Annotated in this window: 19 protein-coding genes and 1 tRNA gene; 13 read left to right on the top strand and 7 right to left on the bottom strand. The window is 60.3% G+C overall.

Annotation, left to right across the window (positions count from 1 at the left end; genetic code table 11):
• The first annotated feature begins 175 nt into the window (after window positions 1–175).
• The gene (locus tag BN1012_RS17675; protein ID WP_171815990.1) at window positions 176–319 is read left to right on the top strand and encodes a hypothetical protein; all 144 of its coding nucleotides are present in this window, start codon (window positions 176–178) and stop codon (window positions 317–319) included.
• 156 nt (window positions 320–475) lie between these two features.
• Here the strand turns inward: BN1012_RS17675 and BN1012_RS15100 are convergent, their stop codons facing one another.
• Window positions 476–898 (bottom strand): hypothetical protein, encoded by a 423-nt coding sequence (locus BN1012_RS15100; RefSeq protein ID WP_043950226.1) that lies wholly within the window; start codon window positions 896–898, stop codon window positions 476–478.
• Between the two features lie 18 nt (window positions 899–916).
• Window positions 917–1987: a tRNA (adenosine(37)-N6)-threonylcarbamoyltransferase complex transferase subunit TsaD gene (tsaD, locus tag BN1012_RS15095; protein ID WP_043951198.1), complete on the bottom strand. Its 1071-nt coding sequence runs from the start codon at window positions 1985–1987 to the stop codon at window positions 917–919.
• 118 nt (window positions 1988–2105) lie between these two features.
• On the opposite strand from tsaD, the gene hemC reads away from it, so the two are divergent.
• From hemC to BN1012_RS15060, 7 genes are all read left to right on the top strand, one after another.
• Complete coding sequence (hemC, locus tag BN1012_RS15090; protein ID WP_043950225.1) at window positions 2106–3056, top strand: hydroxymethylbilane synthase; 951 nt, start codon at window positions 2106–2108, stop codon at window positions 3054–3056.
• Between the two features lie 6 nt (window positions 3057–3062).
• On the top strand, window positions 3063–3782 hold the full coding sequence (locus BN1012_RS15085) for a uroporphyrinogen-III synthase (RefSeq protein ID WP_052535450.1): 720 nt from the start codon (window positions 3063–3065) through the stop codon (window positions 3780–3782).
• Between the two features lie 95 nt (window positions 3783–3877).
• The gene (locus tag BN1012_RS15080; RefSeq protein WP_043950224.1) at window positions 3878–5368 is read left to right on the top strand and encodes a COG4223 family protein; all 1491 of its coding nucleotides are present in this window, start codon (window positions 3878–3880) and stop codon (window positions 5366–5368) included.
• Window positions 5365–7050: a heme biosynthesis protein HemY gene (locus BN1012_RS17135; RefSeq protein WP_052535449.1), complete on the top strand. Its 1686-nt coding sequence runs from the start codon at window positions 5365–5367 to the stop codon at window positions 7048–7050. The genes BN1012_RS15080 and BN1012_RS17135 overlap by 4 nt, the downstream gene beginning before the upstream one ends.
• 69 nt (window positions 7051–7119) lie before the next feature.
• Window positions 7120–8241, top strand: coding sequence for an alpha/beta fold hydrolase (locus BN1012_RS15070; RefSeq protein WP_052535448.1), 1122 nt, complete (start codon window positions 7120–7122; stop codon window positions 8239–8241).
• Between the two features lie 259 nt (window positions 8242–8500).
• Window positions 8501–8576: transfer RNA gene (locus BN1012_RS15065), tRNA-Thr, on the top strand.
• Between the two features lie 152 nt (window positions 8577–8728).
• Window positions 8729–9085, top strand: coding sequence for a VOC family protein (locus tag BN1012_RS15060; protein ID WP_043950223.1), 357 nt, complete (start codon window positions 8729–8731; stop codon window positions 9083–9085).
• Window positions 9086–9107: 22 nt separating this feature from the next.
• Here BN1012_RS15060 and BN1012_RS15055 read toward each other — a convergent pair whose 3' ends face one another.
• Window positions 9108–9557 carry a hemerythrin domain-containing protein gene (locus BN1012_RS15055; protein WP_043950222.1) on the bottom strand — a complete coding sequence of 150 codons (450 nt, stop codon included), beginning with the start codon at window positions 9555–9557 and terminating at the stop codon, window positions 9108–9110.
• Between the two features lie 165 nt (window positions 9558–9722).
• Here BN1012_RS15055 and BN1012_RS15050 point away from each other — a divergent pair, with 165 nt between their 5' ends.
• The 3 genes from BN1012_RS15050 to BN1012_RS17130 all read left to right on the top strand — a co-directional run bounded on the left by BN1012_RS15050 (window position 9723) and on the right by BN1012_RS17130 (window position 11291).
• On the top strand, window positions 9723–10187 hold the full coding sequence (locus BN1012_RS15050) for a tellurite resistance TerB family protein (protein ID WP_052535447.1): 465 nt from the start codon (window positions 9723–9725) through the stop codon (window positions 10185–10187).
• A gap of 11 nt (window positions 10188–10198) precedes the next feature.
• Window positions 10199–10582 (top strand): limonene-1,2-epoxide hydrolase family protein, encoded by a 384-nt coding sequence (locus tag BN1012_RS15045; protein WP_043950221.1) that lies wholly within the window; start codon window positions 10199–10201, stop codon window positions 10580–10582.
• A gap of 121 nt (window positions 10583–10703) precedes the next feature.
• Window positions 10704–11291 (top strand): DUF1353 domain-containing protein, encoded by a 588-nt coding sequence (locus BN1012_RS17130; protein WP_052535444.1) that lies wholly within the window; start codon window positions 10704–10706, stop codon window positions 11289–11291.
• 18 nt (window positions 11292–11309) lie between these two features.
• On the opposite strand, the gene BN1012_RS15035 is transcribed toward BN1012_RS17130, so the two are convergent.
• Together BN1012_RS15035 and BN1012_RS15030 are read right to left on the bottom strand one after the other, a co-directional pair.
• The gene (locus tag BN1012_RS15035; protein WP_043950220.1) at window positions 11310–13034 is read right to left on the bottom strand and encodes an N-acyl-D-amino-acid deacylase family protein; all 1725 of its coding nucleotides are present in this window, start codon (window positions 13032–13034) and stop codon (window positions 11310–11312) included.
• Between the two features lie 43 nt (window positions 13035–13077).
• Entirely contained in the window at window positions 13078–13497 is a 420-nt protein-coding gene (locus BN1012_RS15030; protein WP_043950219.1) for a GFA family protein, read from the bottom strand.
• 131 nt (window positions 13498–13628) lie between these two features.
• On the opposite strand from BN1012_RS15030, the gene BN1012_RS15025 reads away from it, so the two are divergent.
• The gene (locus BN1012_RS15025) at window positions 13629–14507 is read left to right on the top strand and encodes an alpha/beta fold hydrolase (protein ID WP_197538314.1); all 879 of its coding nucleotides are present in this window, start codon (window positions 13629–13631) and stop codon (window positions 14505–14507) included.
• Entirely contained in the window at window positions 14504–14794 is a 291-nt protein-coding gene (locus tag BN1012_RS15020; RefSeq protein WP_043950217.1) for a DUF1330 domain-containing protein, read from the top strand. Before BN1012_RS15025 ends, BN1012_RS15020 begins: the two co-directional genes overlap by 4 nt.
• Here the strand turns inward: BN1012_RS15020 and BN1012_RS15015 are convergent.
• Complete coding sequence (locus BN1012_RS15015; protein ID WP_052535442.1) at window positions 14778–15122, bottom strand: hypothetical protein; 345 nt, start codon at window positions 15120–15122, stop codon at window positions 14778–14780. The two genes, BN1012_RS15020 and BN1012_RS15015, sit on opposite strands and share 17 nt — an antisense overlap.
• Before the next feature lie 30 nt (window positions 15123–15152).
• Window positions 15153–15902: an IclR family transcriptional regulator gene (locus tag BN1012_RS15010; RefSeq protein ID WP_043950216.1), complete on the bottom strand. Its 750-nt coding sequence runs from the start codon at window positions 15900–15902 to the stop codon at window positions 15153–15155.
• Window positions 15903–16011: the final 109 nt, after the last annotated feature.

Here is a 16011-nt window from a genome sequence, read left to right as displayed (position 1 = left end):
AGTCCAATCAGTCGCCATCTGCCAGTAGTGGCAGTCACTGTTTATGCAGTGGCGTTGATCGCTGAAGTCCTGACCCGCGGGGTAATTGTCTGACGCCTCCCGTCAGCCAAAATCTCACCCACAGGATGATCCTGACATTCCGTTTCGCTGACACAGCGTGTGATGGAGACGACCAATGAGCAACACAGCAAACCAGACCAACCAGCTTCCAGAACTTCTGCCTACTTCACTCAGCACCAAGATCGGTGTGTTTGTGGGCGCAGCTGTCCTCGCAGCCTATGTGGTGGCGCTGCTCGCACAGGCGGCAAACGTCATCTAATCAAGAATTCGGACAGACCCGTCGGGTTCCTTTCCTCCTCCGGGGACCTGGCCGGACTGTCCGCACCCTTCTTCCTCCCTTTGCTGACGCTCACATCCCCGGGCACAGGTGAAGGGTTTCCAACTGGGGCCGCATTTCGTGTGCGGCCCCATTTTTTTATCTTGGCTCCTTTGTGCTTCGACGGAACTTCTCAAAGACCGTTACCTCGAGGGTTGCGCATAGCAAAAAGATCCATGGACCCCATGTGGCTATCCAACCGCCTTCAACTGCGGAGTGCTGCTCCGTTCCTGGATCCACTAGAAGCACAGCTGCGGACAAAAAAATGCTCATTAAGGCGAACTGGATTGCCAAAACTGCGATTTGAACAAGTATCAGAACCCGTACAAGCGGCTTGGAGCTTTCAGAAGACAGCCATGCAAACAGGCAAAAGAAGATCGTGATGAGCGCACTAAAGACCGGAAAACCAGAAACCTCATTTGAGATACCAAGAGAGCGCAGCACGACTGTCGGCATCCACGCCATCAGCCAAAAAACAAAGAGCTTCCGGTTTGAAATTAGTGCGGCCTGCTTTGTCTCCATCCCGTCGGTCTTTCCTGGCTAAGAGAGGTCAGCGAGCGGCCAGCGCGGACGTGGCCCCGTATTAAGGCCGTCGGTCGAGCCGATGGCCATACGCTCTACGCCGGCCCATGCAACCATGGCAGCATTGTCTGTGCACAGCGGCAGCGGTGGTGCTGTCAGCGAGAAGCCCTCAGATGTTGCGAGATCTTCAAGCCGGGCTCGGAGCATCTTGTTGGAGGCCACGCCACCGGCCACCACAAAGGGGATGGGGCCATCGGCATCGGATGCGTCGCGCATGGTGCGCATGGCATTGCGTGTGCGGTCCTCAATGGTGTCAGCGGCGGCCGCCTGAAACGAGGCGGCGGCATCGGCGAGATCGGTTTCGGTCAGGGGTGCCAGCTTTGTCACGGTCTGACGTAGGGCGGTTTTGAGGCCGGCAAACGAAAAGTCCGAACCCGGACGGCCTTTCATGGGGCGCGGCAGGTCAAAACGCGTGGGATCACCCTTCAGGGCCCATTTTTCTACATTCGGTCCCCCGGGATAGCCAAGCCCCATGAGCTTTGCCGTCTTGTCGAAGGCTTCGCCGACGGCATCGTCCAGGGTCGTGCCCAGCAATATGTAATCTCCAACGCCGCAGGCTTCGAGAAGCTGGCTGTGGCCGCCGGAGACCAGCAGGACGAGATAGGGAAAGGGCGTGGCGGCAACGAGGCGGGCCGTCAGGGCGTGGGCTTCCAGGTGATTGACCGCGACGAAGGGTTTGTCAGCGGCAAAGGCCAGTGACTTGCCCGTTACGAGCCCGACCATCAGGCCGCCCACAAGGCCGGGGCCGGACGTGGCAGCAATGGCATCGACATCTGCGAGGGTCAGGTTGGCTTCGCGCAGGGCGGAGGCGACCAGCGAATCAAGATGGTCAATATGAGCGCGGGCGGCAATTTCCGGGACCACGCCCCCATAAGGCGCATGCTCGTCAAACTGGGACAGCACCAGATTGGACAGAATCTCACCGGGCTGACCCGGCGTGCCGCGCACAATGGCCGCGGCGGTTTCGTCGCAGCTTGTTTCAATGCCGAGGACTGTAAACCGGGCTGCCGTTGGTGTGTGGGCGTCCATGTGGTTGGTCATTGCCGTTGATGTGCTATCCATGCCCGCGCATTGCGGCGCTGGCGTCCGGGCCCGTTTCCGGGAAAGAGCGCATAAAGCACACAAGTTCTTGTTTCGTCGAGGTTTCATGGCATCCGCCCCGTTTTCTGCTGACCACCCCTTGCGCCTTGGCACGCGCGGCAGCCCGCTTGCGCTGGTGCAGGCCAACGAAGTGGCCCGGCGCCTGCGCGAGGCTCACGGGCTTGCGGACGCAGCAGTCGAGATCGTGCCGATTGTTACCAGCGGCGACCGCGAGCAGTCGCGCCCGCTGGCGGAGATTGGCGGCAAGGGGCTGTTTGCGGTGGAGCTGGAAACAGCCCTCCATGAAGGCGAAATTCATCTGGCTGTCCATTCCATGAAGGATGTGGAGACGGTTCTGCATGACGCGTTCGAGATCGTTGCCATGCTTCCGCGCGAAGACACGCGGGATGCCTGGCTGAGCCCGGTGGCAGCGCATCCGCGCGATCTGCCGCAGGGGGCTGTGGTGGGCACCGCGTCGCTGCGGCGGGGTGCGCAGGTCAAGGCTATGCGACCGGATGTCGAGGTCATCAATTTTCGCGGCAATGTGCAGACGCGTATGGGCAAACTGGCGCGCGGCGAGGTTCAGGGTACGCTGCTGGCGCTGGCGGGCCTCAAGCGTCTGGGCCTTGAGGACAAGGCAACCTGTCTTCTTGATGCGCCGGAGATGATTGCTGCCGTGGGGCAGGGCGCCATCGGCATTGAGATCCGCAAGGATGCAGAAGATGTGCGGGCGGCGGTGGCGGTGCTGGATGATGCCGACACCAGCCTGTGCGTTGGATGTGAACGGGCCATGCTCGCTGAACTGGATGGCACCTGCCGGACGCCCATTGGCGGCCATGCGGTTTTGATGCCCGGGGGACGGATAAAACTCACAGCGGTTCTGCTGGCCGAAGATGGCTCACAAGCCTTCCGCTTTGAAGACGATGCAGCTGTGGCAGATGCACGTGAGCTTGGCACCCGCGCAGGCCTTACGCTGAAACAAGACGCTGGCGCGGACTTCGTCGCCAATATGGGCTAAACGCCCATGCATCTTCTTGTCACACGTCCAGAGCCTGATGCGTCCTTGCTGGCGGACACTTTGCGGGCGCTTGGACACAAGGTACTCGTCGCGCCGCTGATGCAGGTTGTTGTTCGCGATTTTTCCATTGAGCTGGCAGGCGTGCAGGCGGTGCTGTTCACCAGTGCCAATGGGGTGAGGGCGTTTGCTGAGCAGATCGGTGCGCCGCCGGATGGCATGACGGCCTTTGCCGTTGGCAAGGCCAGTGCCCAGTTGGCCCGAGACGCTGGCTGGATGCAGGTGGAGGCAGCTGACGGGGATGTTGATGCCCTGGCCGCGCTGGTGACCGCCAAGCTGGCGCCTGATGATGGGTCTCTCCTTCATGTCTCAGGCAAAGCAGCCGCAGGTGATCTGGCGGGGGCGCTGACTGCGCAGGGCTTCACGGTCAATCGTGTGGTTGGCTATGAGGCGCGCCTTGCGGAGATCCTGCCGGAGAGTGTCGCGGGCCGACTGTCGGCCGGTGATCTGGACGGTGTACTGCTGTTTTCGCCGAGAAGCGCGCGAGTGCTTGCCGATCTGGCGGAAAAAGCAGGTCTTTCGGGCAAACTGGCGGCCATTGATGCCTATTGCCTGTCTCCGGCGGTGGCAGATGCGCTCACGGCGCGGATTTCTGCGCCTGAATCGGTAAAGTGCAAGGTTGCAACTGCGCCGGAAACACCGCATCTCATTGCCTTGTTGTCTCCTTAAGTGCCCTCTAGTCTTTGCGACCCGTATGGGCCATCTGTTTTGGCCTGAAGGCGCCTTTGTTTTGGCCCCCTAACACAAGAGTTTTTTGCGACCTCATGAGCAGCAGCGACACTCCCGACGAAAAGCCTGCCGACACCACCACAAGCGCCTCCTCGGGTGAGGAGAAACGCAAGGCCCGCGTTATTGACGGCACGGCGGAAGATGTGACGGATGCGCCGGCCACGTCCTCTTCCAAGGGGGGCGGATCGGCCTTGGCCGTTGCTGCGCCGATCGCGGCGTTTTTTGGCGGTGCGGCTGTTCTGGCGGCGGTCCTTTGGCAGGCGGGTCTGCTGAATGAACAAACCGGGCAAGCTGTGCTCAATGGCGGCACTGTTCCAACGGATGTCAGCGCGCAGCTTGAGTCAGCAGACACGCGCATTGCAGCGCTGCTTCGCGACGTGGAGCGTCTGGGCGGTGAGCTTCGTGAGGCCGACGACGCCCGGGGCGCGCTTGAAACCAAACTCAATGATGTGGAAGCGCAGCTGTCCGTTGCCACGGGCTCGGATGTGGACACGCTGGCACGAGCAGAAGACCTTGATGCAGCTTTGCGTCTGATTACGGAAATTGACGGTCGCCTGGCCGATACGGAAACCGCGGCAAGCGTTGCGGCAACGGCGGTTCAGCCGGACCAGATCGAGGCGCTTCAGGCAATCATCACGACACTTGAGACGCGGGTCGCTGCCGCCGAAGAAGCTGTGCAGGACGTTGCTTCTGCCGAGCGTCGCGTGGCCGCCATGGAGGCGGGCGTCGCTGCCATTGGGTCTCAGCAAACAACGCAGGGAACACAGCTTGGTACGGTGCAGGCTGAGCTCGGCGCCTTGAGCGCGCGGGCCGATGCCACAAAGGACACGCTGGCGGCGCAGAGCGATCGCCTCTCGTCACTGGCAGCCGCTGACGAAGCGACAGAAGCGCGGCTTGCAACGGTCGAGGCGCGGGTTGACCGCCCCGAAGCTGCCCGTCGCGCCGCCCTTGGTATTGCCCTGGCAAGCCTTGCGGGCGCAGCCAATGAGGGCAAGCCGTTTGAGAGCGAGCTTGCCGCCGTCGATCAGCTTGCTCCGGGTGCGGAGCAAGTGGCCGCCCTGGAACAGGCGGCGTCAACCGGTGTTGCAGATGCGTCCTCGCTGTTGCGGTCTTTCCAACCGGCAGCGCGCGAGGCATTGCGTGCCGAGGCTGCGGGCTCTGCTGATGGTGTGTGGGAACGATTTACCGGCAACGCCCTGTCACTAATAACCGTGCGCCAGACCGGCGCTATTGAAGGCGATGGGTTGGAAGCACGGCTGGGCCGCACAGAAGCCGCCCTGAGTGACGGTGATGTATCAGCTGCTGTGGCAGAAGCCGCGGCCATTGAAGGCCCGGCGGCAGAGGCGCTGGCACCGTGGCTGGAAACAGCGCGTGCGCGGGCGGATGTGAATGGATTGATCACAGACATGCGCAAATCGCTGCTGACAGATCTGGCAACGGCACACAAGCCGGACGCAGACCTTCCTGCGGCGGAGACCTTGGTTCCCGAAGCCCCTGCGGCTGAAGATGGGGGCGCTGCGCAATGATCCGCGCCCTTTGGTATTTTTTCATTGTAGCTGTTCTGGCAGCGCTGACGGCTGCCATTGCCGGGGTCCCCGGCGACATTGTGGCGACGGTGGGCGACCGGCAGATCGCCATGAGTGTTGCAACCGCACTTGGGCTGGTTGCTTTGCTGGTGGGGCTCGCAATCTTCGCAGAGCGCATTCTCAGCTTTGTGATGCATGGACCAGGAAACGCTGTGAGCTTCTGGCAGTCGCGCAAGGAAGTGCGCGGCTACGAGGCGTTGTCGCGGGGCCTCCTGGCGGTGGCATCCGGGGATGGCCAGTCCGCACGCCGCTATGCGGACAAGGCAGACAAGCTGCTGGACCAGCCGGCCATGACATTGCTGCTGTCTGCCCAGGCAGCGAAACTCAATGGCGACGAAGTGGCCAGCGGCAAAGCCTTCAGGGCAATGCTTGCCGCACCTGAAACCCATGGACTGGCGCTCAAGGGATTGTTTGAGCATGCCATGACGTCCGGTGATCTTGACCAGGCGCGGGTCCATGCGGCGCGGGCGCTTGATGCCTCACCCGCAACACCCTGGGCCTTTGAAGGCAAGTTTGCCATTGAGGCGCGACAGGGCGACTACGAAGCGGCCCTTGAGACGCTGGACAAGGGTCTGGGGCAGGGGCTGGTTGAGCGCACCGATGCGCGCCGCCGGCGTGCTGTGCTTTTGACTGGGTTGGCGCAGTCAGAAGCCGCCAAGATTGAAGTGCCGGACGGACCGCGTGACGAAGAAGACATTGATGGCGCTGATACACCTTCGGTTCATGCCATCCGAGCCGGCGCCCTTCGCCATGCCATTGAAGCGCGTGACCTGGCTCCCGACCTTGTGCCTGCCGCCGCGCTGGCTTCACGGCTTGTCTTTGAAGATGGGCGCGCCCGCCGCGCGCAGAAGATCATTGAAGACGCCTGGGCACGGTCGCCACATCCTGACCTTGCCGATGTCTTTCTTGATATTTTCCCTGTTGAAGCTGCGGAGCAACGCCTCAAGCGGGCACGCGCTCTGGCTGGCCGCAATCCGGACCATGTGGAAAGCCACGTGCTTGTGGCCCGGGCTGCCATCGCCGCGCGCCGCTTTGACGATGCGCGCGAACAGCTCATTGCGTATGCCGAACCCTTCCCCAGCCGTCGCATCTGCATGTTGATGGCGGAACTGTCTGAGGGCATGGGTGACATGGGTGCGACGCGCGAATGGTTGTCGCGGTCGGTCAAGGCACCGGCAGATGCTCAGTGGGTGGCTGATGGTTATCGCACCACCAATTGGGCCCCTGTGGTGCCGACCACCGGGGCGTTTGATGCCTTTGAGTGGCGTGCACCAACGAACGCCGTCATGCCGATTGGCAGTTCGTCCACGGAAGAAGCCATGGCGCAGGCGGCTGAAGCCGTTGTGCTGCCGGCACCGGTTGAAGTCCCCGCACCGCCCACGCCGCCCGCTCCTGTGGAAGATGCACCAGTGAACCGGCCGGCGTCGACGGACATCACGCCTGCACAGGTGGCGTCTGCGGACAATTCAAATGAACAGCCGGCGGCGCCCGCCAAAGTCGCAGCCCCGGCACCAGAGCTGATGGATATTCACGAAGAAATTGATTTCATGCCGCCGCGCCCGGATGATCCCGGTCCGGCACCGTTTGACGATGAAGACGAAGACCGGCGCGCCTCCTGGTAAAGCCAGACTGGATGGCGCCTGCATGGGATGCAGCGAGCAACGCTGCGCCGACCATAGGGGGATAGATTGATGCTTAAGAGGCTTTTTCTGGGCGTTGTGGCGCTCATTCTGGTGGCGGTCGCGGTCATCATTGCCGCGTGGCTGCGGTTTGATATTCCGCGTGAAGAGCTTCAGGCCAAATATGGCAGCGACGCATCCCAATACATTGAGTTGCGGTCGGGTGCCGTTGCGCATGTGCGCGACGAAGGCAACCCGGATGGCGATGTCCTCGTGCTCGTGCATGGCTCCAACGCGTCGCTCCACACCTGGGAGCCCTGGGTTGCCCGCCTTGGGGATACCTACCGAGTGATCTCGCTGGACATGCCGGCCCACGGCCTGACCGGCGCAACACCGGAGGCGGATTATTCCGTCACGGGGATGGCGGCGTTTACCCATGAGGTGGTGCGCAAGCTGGGCGTCGAGAAATTCACGCTCGCCGGCAACTCCATGGGTGGTGCGGTGGCGCTCAACTATGCGGTGGCTTATCCGGATGATCTTGATGGGCTCATTCTTGTGTGCTCTTCCGGCATTGCGCGGGAAGAAGCTGAAACATCTTCCGGCGATGCAGCGAGATCGTTCTCCCTGGTGAACATGCCTGTGGTCAGCACGGCGCTGCGCTGGCTGACGCCGCGCTTCATTTTTGAAGATGGTCTGCGTGGTGTGTTCGTGGATCAGTCGGTCGTCACAGACGACATGGTGGATCGCTACATCGAGCTCAATGTGATGGCGGGCACACGGGAAGCGACGCGGGTGCGCTTCGGCACGCCGCGTGTCCAGGTGCCTGCTGAAACCGTGCAGTCACTGGAGATGCCGACCCTCGTGATGTGGGGCGACAAGGACCCGCTGATCCCTGTCTCCGTTGGCTACCGGTTTGATGAACTGCTGCCCAACTCCACCTTGGTGGTCTACGAGAATGTTGGTCATATCCCCATGGAAGAAGTGGCCGATGTCAGCGCCAATGACGTGCGGGCTTTCATGGCGGCCAGTGCAGCCGCTGCGGCCGCGCCTGCTGCGCCGGTGATGCCGCCTCTTGAGGCAACCGTCACCGTCGAAGACGACGGCTCCCTGACTGTGGAGGCCGCAGAAGACGCGGCTGAAGGCGACGTTGTCGAGGACGCCCAAGAGGACGTGGCTGAGGAGGCCGCCGAGTAAGGCAGTTGTCGACCATTCAAGACGTCAAACGGGGAAGATGCGGCTGACGCGTCTTCCCCGTTTTGCTTGGTAAGGCAGACACCAGGCCGGCGGCGCATGGCCAAGGTTCTCTTAACCATCAAAGGGTAGGCTCAGCGCGCGTTGGCGATGGGTGGATTTGCTCTGCTTCATGACTTGCAGCGGGGCCGTATTCCCCCTATCTTCCGCGCCCGCCGGTCAGGTCACCCCGCTTTTCGCGGGCCAGCCTCACAATGGTTAAGCCGCTTTAGCTCAGCTGGTAGAGCACGTCATTCGTAATGACGGGGTCAGGTGTTCAAGTCACCTAAGCGGCACCACCGGCCCTTTTGCATCCGGTCCTTGGAAAGTGGCGGCGGTTGTCCGTCGGTGCATCCTGTCTGCAAAAAACGGATGGCCATCTGTCGGAGCGGTGTGAGACCGGTGTAGGCTGTCTTGTCTCTTTCAGGTCCTCTTTTCATCAGGCAGGCAGATGACCCTTGGATTGGCTTTTCTGAAAATTCCCGTGACCGACCTTGGCCGGGCGGTTGATTTTTACTGCACGGGTTTTGGCCTTACGGCAGATTTCGTGTCCGATGAATATGGCTGGGCACAGCTTGGCGGCGCTGACATGGGGATGGCGCTGTACGTGGCGGGCAAAGGGGGCGGAGACGGCGTTCCCGGGCAGGACCGGGATTTTCATCTGGCAGCCGACGACCTGGAAGCATTGCTGGCGCGGCTGACACCGCTCACGGCAACAGCCGCCATCGTTGAAAACGATGACGGCTCACGCAGCCTTGATGTCAAGGATCCTGATGGAAACGGGCTTCGCATCATGGCGCGAAGCTGACTCCAGGGAGCGGGGTCTGCGGTCAGGCGGCGTCCTTCAACTCCTGAGCCTTGCGCTGACGGAAGTCGGCGCCCAGCTTGTCTGCCTCGGCTTCTGACAGGGCATCGCGGGCGATGGAGAAGACGTCTTTCTCCTCTTCTTCCATGTGGTGCTCGAGCTTGTGGCGCAGCTTCTTGGCGTTGGCGAGCCAGCCGGGGTTTGAGAAATCTGTTTCGTCCAGATCCTCAAGCAGATCATCAACCGTTTTGTGCTCGGCAATGGAGTGGCGGGCCTGCTCCTGGGTGTCAGAGTCTTCCAGCAGGGCGGCATACAGGGTCTGCTCTTCGGCGTTGGCGTGGGCGGTGAGGTCCGCCTTCAGTTCTGCAAACAGGGCCTTGCGGTCCGTTGTGTCACCGGATGTCTCAACAAGCCGCTCAAGCAGGTTGCGGTGCTTGTCGTGCTCGGTTTCGATTTCGCTGTAGATATCAGCCATGGGGTCTGCGTCCTTTCAGGCAAAGTCGAATGGGCTTCGACAGGCAGAACCAGTCTGTCGGCGTATTGTTCCGCTGGTATCTGCGTTGTTTCACCTCTTGGCGTTTCGCCTTATATGTGGTCGCCAATGTGAAGTTACGCCTGACGGCAGAAGGAAATGCGTCCCATGGGTTTTCTTGATGACATTACCGCCCGCTTCAAATCCCTCATCGGGGACGAGGAAGAGGCCGCGGCGGAAGACCAGCAGCTGCAAAAGGCCATTGCCACGCTGCTGGTGCGCTCACTGGTGATCGATGGGGAAGAAACCATCGAGGAAGCGATGAAGCTGGTTGATCTTCTCAAAGGCCAGTTCGAGCTGTCTGACCGTGAAGCCGAAGACCTGTTCAAGGAAGCCAAGGCGGCAGAGCGCGATGCGACGGACCTCTTCAAATTCACAAATGTTGTGACGGACAAGATGGACCGCGACGGGCGCATCTCGGTGCTGGACATGATGTTCGAGATTGTCGCCGCAGACGGCAAAGTGGATGTGTTTGAGGAAAACCTCATGAACCGCGCGTCCAACCTGCTGCGGGTGCCGGACTATTACCGCGACGAAGTCCGCTCTAAGCTGTTTGCCTTGATGGGCAAATAGGAGCGGGCGCCATGTCAGCGAACACGCAGGTGGTGATGGACTTTGTCGATGCGTGGAACGCGCGCGACTTCGACAGGATCATGAGCTTCTTCGATGAGGACAGCTTCTATCACAATCTGCCCATGGACCCGGTCACCGGCACCGCTGCCATTCGAGGTGTGCTTGAAGCCTTCTTCAATTCCGCCAGCGACATTGACTGGGTGGTGCACGCCATCTCGGAAACCGCCGATGGCACCGTGCTGACCGAGCGCAGCGACAAGTTCCTCATCAACCGTCAATGGATGACCCTGCCGGTTATGGGCGCGTTCGAGATGGACGGCAACATCATCCGCAAATGGCGCGACTATTTTGATCTCAAGACGTTTGAGTCTGAGATGGCGCGGGTGTCTGCTTAGTGAACTAGGTGCGGTAGATATTTCGCACCTAGCTGACCAAGGCTATTCGAGCAATTTGTGCCTTGTCATAGTCGCAAATCTACCATTAGATGCATTTGGTTGTTCTATTGGAGGGGTGAGTATGCGGGCTATTGTGACACTTTTCGTTCTTGTGTCTTTTTCGGCTTGCCAAGCTATTCCCACACCAACTGTGAGACCCGACAGATTCTATCAGGATTGGGTTCTGGAACAGGACTTGGTCTATCGAATTGGCACAACAAGCGAGGAAATTGTCGTGCCCGCTGGTTTTGTTACGGACTTTGCCAGCATTCCGGCGTTTGCACGTCCGGCTCTATCATCTACCGATCTCTATAGCAGTGCGGCGGTCGTGCATGATTTCCTGTACTGGACACAGTCATGCTCAAAACAACAGGCCGACAACATCTTTCTCATCGCGATGCAAGAATCTGATGTCGGTTTCTTTTGGCGAAACGTAATTTACGGTGCAGTACGTACGCCGCCCTCTCAGGCGGCTTGGGACAGGAACAGAGCTTTACGAGCGCAAGGATTGCCGAAGGTGTTTCCATCAGAGTTTCGCGAAGAGTTTACCCAACTTGGGGCAGAAGAAGCACAGAGAGTTGCAAAAACAAAGGGTGTGGAGGACCCGCCCTTCGACAACGCACCAAGTTACTGTGCGTTGGGTGATACAAGTGACGTCCCGACGGGCTGACGCTCCTAAAGATGGTGCCTAGGCAGACTGAGGCCCGCGCAACAAACTACCCGGCCGCGCGCCGGTGTCCTTGCCGTTTTCAAATGTCACGATGCCTGACTTGAGAGTTGCGATGTAGCCGGTGGCTTCCTGCACCAGGCGTCTGCCATTGGCGGGGAGGTCGTGGGCCATGTGTGGAGCGGGGATTGCCAGCTTGTCCAGGTCGATGATGTTGATGTCGGCTTTCATGCCCGGCTTGAGGAGGCCGCGGTCGGCAAAGCCGTAGAGCAGGGCAGTGTCGCGGGTCTGGCGCTTGACGATGAATTCGAGCGGCAGCTTGTCACCGCGCGTGCGGCCCTTGACCCAATGAGTCAGCATGAAGGTTGGAATGGACGCGTCGCAGATGGCACCACAGTGCGCGCCGCCGTCGCCCAGGCCGATATTGGTGCGCGGGTGCTGCAGCATGGTGTGGATCGGGTCCATGGCGCCGGACGTGTAGTTGAACAGTGGGAAGTACAAGAGGCCTTCTCCACCATTGGCGCACATGGCGTCGTAGATCACCTGCTCGGGCTTGATGCCCTGCGCCGTGGCGATGGCAGCCACGCTTTGTTCAGGTGTTGGTTCGTAGTCCGGGGCAGAGCCATCGCCTGCATCCAGTACAAACATCTTTTCAAAGCTACGGGTGACGAAGAGGCCGAAGCCCTGCATGTCGGCAGGGGTTTCGCCAATCATCCGTGTGCGGAAATCAGGATCAGCGACGCGGGTGCGGCGGTCTTCTGGTGACAGCGCGGCAAGTTCGGCCCAGCTTGGGAAGGCAATGAACGGATGCACCGTGCATTCCCAGCCCATGAGGATGCCCGCCGGGCGGCCTGCGACCTGTGCGTAGAGCGGCAGGTCTTCAGCGTCGACCTTGTCCAGAAGGCCGAGCATCTTTTTCCACAGCTCGGGCGCTTCGTCGGTCTGGACGAGATTGAACGTGACGGTGACACCAAGGTCACGCGCCATGCGCTCCATCCAGCCGAACTCCTTGTCCATGTCCTTGTGGTTGGATGTCATCTGGAACACGCCATGGCCAACGCGCTTCAGCGCATCGCCAATGCCGAAGAGTTCGTCTTCCTTGGCAAATGTGCCGGGCACGTATTCGCCATCGGTCGCTTTGTGCAAGAAGGTGCGCGAGGTGGAGAAGCCAACAGCACCGGCACGTACACCGTCTTCGACGATCTGTGCCATGCGGGCGATGTCTTCTGCGGAGGCTTCTTCGTTCTTGGCGCCGCGTTCGCCCATGACGTAGCCACGCACTGCGCCGTGGGGCACCTGGGCTGCGATGTCGATGGCGTAATTGCGGCGATCCAGGGCATCCAGATAGCCGGGGAAGTCTTCCCAGCCCCACGTCAGGCCTTCGGTCATGGCGGCGCCGGGAATGTCTTCCACGCCCTCCATCAGGCCGATGAGCCAGTCGTGCTTGTCAGGAGCGGCGGGGGCAAAACCGACACCGCAATTGCCCATGACGGCGGTTGTTACGCCGTGCCATGACGAAGGCGCAAGGGCAGTGTCCCAGGTGGCCTGGGCATCATAGTGAGTGTGGATATCAACCCAGCCCGGCGTGACAAGGGCACCTGTGGCATCAATCTCGCGAGCAGCACTGGCCGTGATTTTGCCGACCTCGATGATCACATCGTCCTTGATGGCGATGTCGCCGGTAAATGTGGCGTTGCCGGTGCCGTCGGCGATGGTGCCGCCGCGGATGATGAGGTCGTACGTCATGGGTGTCTTCCTTGCCGTGTCTGTCTGCCCGATATGCGGTTCGTTAACCCATGGCCGGGTTCTGGGGAACGGAGTCGCAGTTTGGATCAACCGGTGACCAGGGCTGGGCGGAGTCAGACCAGAAGCTTGAAGCAACCTTTACCCAGCTGCTGTCGGACAGGGAGCCGGCCTTGACGATGGTCAGGCCGGGGTTTTCCTCAATGAAACTCACTAGGGGCGAGCCACACTTGCCGCAGAACCCGCGCTTGACGTGACTGCCGGCTGTTCCCTCAACCGTGTAGGTCTTGAGATCACCCTTCATGTCGACCGCAGCAGATGGCACGAACACGATCGTCGCTTTGCCGCTGCCTGTGGATTTTTGACAATCCGTGCAATGGCAATGATGGCTGGAGACCACCTGATCGCGATCAAATGAGTAGGTTACGTCGCCGCAAAGGCAGCCACCGGTTGCTGTGTTGGTCATTCCTGTTCCCCTGTCGTGTTTTCTTGTTGGCGGCAGTCTAGCCCGTGGTGTCTTCGGAGTCAGGGGGCTGGGTCCAGATGGCTACCTGAGGGGTAATTGGGCGGCGTCCGGTGTCCCGGCAGGCTGACCTCATGACCGAGGTTCCACACTTAATTGCAGCATCGCTACCTCTTCGCCGTGACATGCATGTGGCGAACACGCGTCTGTCGATCATTGATGAAGGTGAAGGGGAGGTCGTGCTGCTCCTGCACGGGTATCCCCAGAGCCTGCTTACATGGCGTCATCAGATTCCGCACCTGTCGCAGCGCGCGCGGGTGATCGCGCCAGACTGGTTTGGCTGGGGCCTGTCCGAGCGCGGGTTTGCGACGCCTGCGCGATACTGGGACGAGGTAGGACGCATCGGGCTGCTGCTTGATGCGCTGGATGTGGAGCGGTGCACCCTTGTGGGCCACGACTATGGTGGCTTTCTCGGGCTTGGCTTTGCCATCCAGCACCCGGATAGGGTGGACCGGCTGTCCATCATCAACTCGCGGGCGCACCGGACATTCCCGCAGCCAACCTACGCACAGTTTGCCATCCTGTGTGCCATGGCCCGTGTGCCCGGCTTGCGGCAGCTTGTGCATCAGGTTCCGCTTGGCCGGCTTAACAAGGCGCTGCTCCAGCGACACGTCAGGCAGGGTTGCTTTGACGATGCGCTGCTGGACCACTATGTGGGCTGGATGGACACGGCCCAAGGGCGCCGTTGGATGACACATTTCTTTCGCTATTATCAAATGCCAGCGCGTCGCGACCTTGATCGTGCGATCGAACGCATTGTCTGCCCGACAACGATCATCTGGGGTGACAAGGACCCATATTGTCCCGTCGAGATTGGTTGCGACCTTGCGGCCCGTATTCCAGGTGCGCAGATGGTCCCCATCAAGGGTGCTGATCATTATGTGATGGAACAGCGGCCCGACGAGGTGCTGGCAGCCCTCACTTCATTTTTGGAAAGGCCGGTGATGCGATGACAGCATATGTGGTGTGGGAAGCAACCATTCCCGACATGGGGAAGATGCAGGCCTATGCGGAGAAGGTGGGTGCGACGCTGGAAGCCTATGGCGGTCGCTATCTTGTACGTCTTGGCGAGACGGATCTGCGCGAGGGATCACTGGGCGAGCACACGGGCCGCGTCATGCTTGAGTTTCCGGATATGGAAACGGCACGCGCCTGGTACACGTCTGACATGTACCAAGCCATTGTTGCGCTACGCGCAGACAATGCGTCGGGCAATCTCTATTTCATGCAGGGCGTATAGCCGATGATTCAGGATGTCCGCCGCGCTCCAGCAATTCGAGGACGTAATCATTGTATGAAAGTCCCAGTGCAGCAGCGCGTCTCATGCGATGCATGACGATACCGGCATTGGGTTCAGACCATGCGGCATCGTATGCCTTGCGCCAGATGTATGTGAGATAGGCGGATGGCGTGAAAAGGGAGGGGCCGTTGTTGTGGCCAAGCCACTCGCTCACCGGGATGACAAGGCCGGATTCGCGCGCAGCCAGATCACGTTTCGCGCGCTCTGCGGCGAGCAATGATCTTTTCGGACGACGTGCCTTGGTTTTGCGTATGAGACTGGCAGCCATGGATTTTCCTCCGCCGTCAGTCTAGCGCGGCTAAGCGCCTGAGGCGATAGATCGAGTGATTGTGGCAGCGGCATCTTTCACCAGCCGTCCATAGGTCTCGATCTTTGATTTTGGGAAGCGGGTCGCCGGGCACGAAATGGACAGGGCGGCGATGGGCACTGCATTCGGGTCGAACACCGGTGCTGCGATCGCCCTTACATCGCGATCGAGTTCTCCATCGTTGAATGCATAGCCCTGCTTTTGAACGAGCTTGAGATGACGACGCAGCCTGGCTGGGTCGGTATGGGATGACGGCGTCCATGCGACCAGTTCTTCGCTCAGATAGTCTTCGATCTGATCCGGTTCCAGATTTGCCAGCACGGCTTTGCCGTTTGATGCCACATGCAAAGGCGCGCGCAAGCCTATGGCGCGGACGGTGCGCAGCGCTTGCGGTGAATCCAGACGCTCTATCAGCACCACCTCTTTGCCGTCACGCTGCATGAGGTGAATTGTCTCCGCTGTTTTCTGGCGCAGGTCCTCCATAACCGGCAAGGCCAGCGGGCGCAGGTCGGCGACCGGCTCCACGTGGCTTGCGACGGTCAAAATCTTCGATGAGACGGCCCAGTTGCGGCGGCTGCCTTTTTGCACCGGGCGCAGCCAACCGGCCTCATGCAGTGTCACGAGATTGCGCTGAACCGTTGTCTTGGGTTCGCCGCTTTGGCGCGCCAACTCACTGACGCCCACTTCACCATGTTCTGCCACAAGCTCAAGCAGGCTCAGGGCGGTGCGTACGCTTTCCATGCTCAACCCTTTACAGAAATGGGCGCGTGTCTTACGTTCCATAATACAGAATGAAACGTTCCACAATATGGAACAATATATTTTCACGTGTCAGGGCAGGATTGATCAC

Origin of the sequence: Candidatus Phaeomarinobacter ectocarpi (genome assembly GCF_000689395.1) — a bacterium.
Classification (GTDB): domain Bacteria; phylum Pseudomonadota; class Alphaproteobacteria; order CGMCC-115125; family CGMCC-115125; genus Pyruvatibacter; species Pyruvatibacter ectocarpi.
This window is presented reverse-complemented; position numbering and strand designations above follow the sequence as displayed.

What these genes read in the sequence shown, in the direction of transcription:
- BN1012_RS17675 (WP_171815990.1), top strand. Translation starts at nt 176, where the DNA reads ATGAGCAACACAGCAAACCAGACCAACCAGCTTCCAGAACTTCTGCCT.
- BN1012_RS15100 (WP_043950226.1), bottom strand. Translation starts at nt 898, where the DNA reads ATGGAGACAAAGCAGGCCGCACTAATTTCAAACCGGAAGCTCTTTGTT.
- tsaD (WP_043951198.1), bottom strand. Translation starts at nt 1,987, where the DNA reads ATGGACGCCCACACACCAACGGCAGCCCGGTTTACAGTCCTCGGCATT.
- hemC (WP_043950225.1), top strand. Translation starts at nt 2,106, where the DNA reads ATGGCATCCGCCCCGTTTTCTGCTGACCACCCCTTGCGCCTTGGCACG.
- BN1012_RS15085 (WP_052535450.1), top strand. Translation starts at nt 3,063, where the DNA reads ATGCATCTTCTTGTCACACGTCCAGAGCCTGATGCGTCCTTGCTGGCG.
- BN1012_RS15080 (WP_043950224.1), top strand. Translation starts at nt 3,878, where the DNA reads ATGAGCAGCAGCGACACTCCCGACGAAAAGCCTGCCGACACCACCACA.
- BN1012_RS17135 (WP_052535449.1), top strand. Translation starts at nt 5,365, where the DNA reads ATGATCCGCGCCCTTTGGTATTTTTTCATTGTAGCTGTTCTGGCAGCG.
- BN1012_RS15070 (WP_052535448.1), top strand. Translation starts at nt 7,120, where the DNA reads ATGCTTAAGAGGCTTTTTCTGGGCGTTGTGGCGCTCATTCTGGTGGCG.
- BN1012_RS15060 (WP_043950223.1), top strand. Translation starts at nt 8,729, where the DNA reads ATGACCCTTGGATTGGCTTTTCTGAAAATTCCCGTGACCGACCTTGGC.
- BN1012_RS15055 (WP_043950222.1), bottom strand. Translation starts at nt 9,557, where the DNA reads ATGGCTGATATCTACAGCGAAATCGAAACCGAGCACGACAAGCACCGC.
- BN1012_RS15050 (WP_052535447.1), top strand. Translation starts at nt 9,723, where the DNA reads ATGGGTTTTCTTGATGACATTACCGCCCGCTTCAAATCCCTCATCGGG.
- BN1012_RS15045 (WP_043950221.1), top strand. Translation starts at nt 10,199, where the DNA reads ATGTCAGCGAACACGCAGGTGGTGATGGACTTTGTCGATGCGTGGAAC.
- BN1012_RS17130 (WP_052535444.1), top strand. Translation starts at nt 10,704, where the DNA reads ATGCGGGCTATTGTGACACTTTTCGTTCTTGTGTCTTTTTCGGCTTGC.
- BN1012_RS15035 (WP_043950220.1), bottom strand. Translation starts at nt 13,034, where the DNA reads ATGACGTACGACCTCATCATCCGCGGCGGCACCATCGCCGACGGCACC.
- BN1012_RS15030 (WP_043950219.1), bottom strand. Translation starts at nt 13,497, where the DNA reads ATGACCAACACAGCAACCGGTGGCTGCCTTTGCGGCGACGTAACCTAC.
- BN1012_RS15025 (WP_197538314.1), top strand. Translation starts at nt 13,629, where the DNA reads ATGACCGAGGTTCCACACTTAATTGCAGCATCGCTACCTCTTCGCCGT.
- BN1012_RS15020 (WP_043950217.1), top strand. Translation starts at nt 14,504, where the DNA reads ATGACAGCATATGTGGTGTGGGAAGCAACCATTCCCGACATGGGGAAG.
- BN1012_RS15015 (WP_052535442.1), bottom strand. Translation starts at nt 15,122, where the DNA reads ATGGCTGCCAGTCTCATACGCAAAACCAAGGCACGTCGTCCGAAAAGA.
- BN1012_RS15010 (WP_043950216.1), bottom strand. Translation starts at nt 15,902, where the DNA reads ATGGAAAGCGTACGCACCGCCCTGAGCCTGCTTGAGCTTGTGGCAGAA.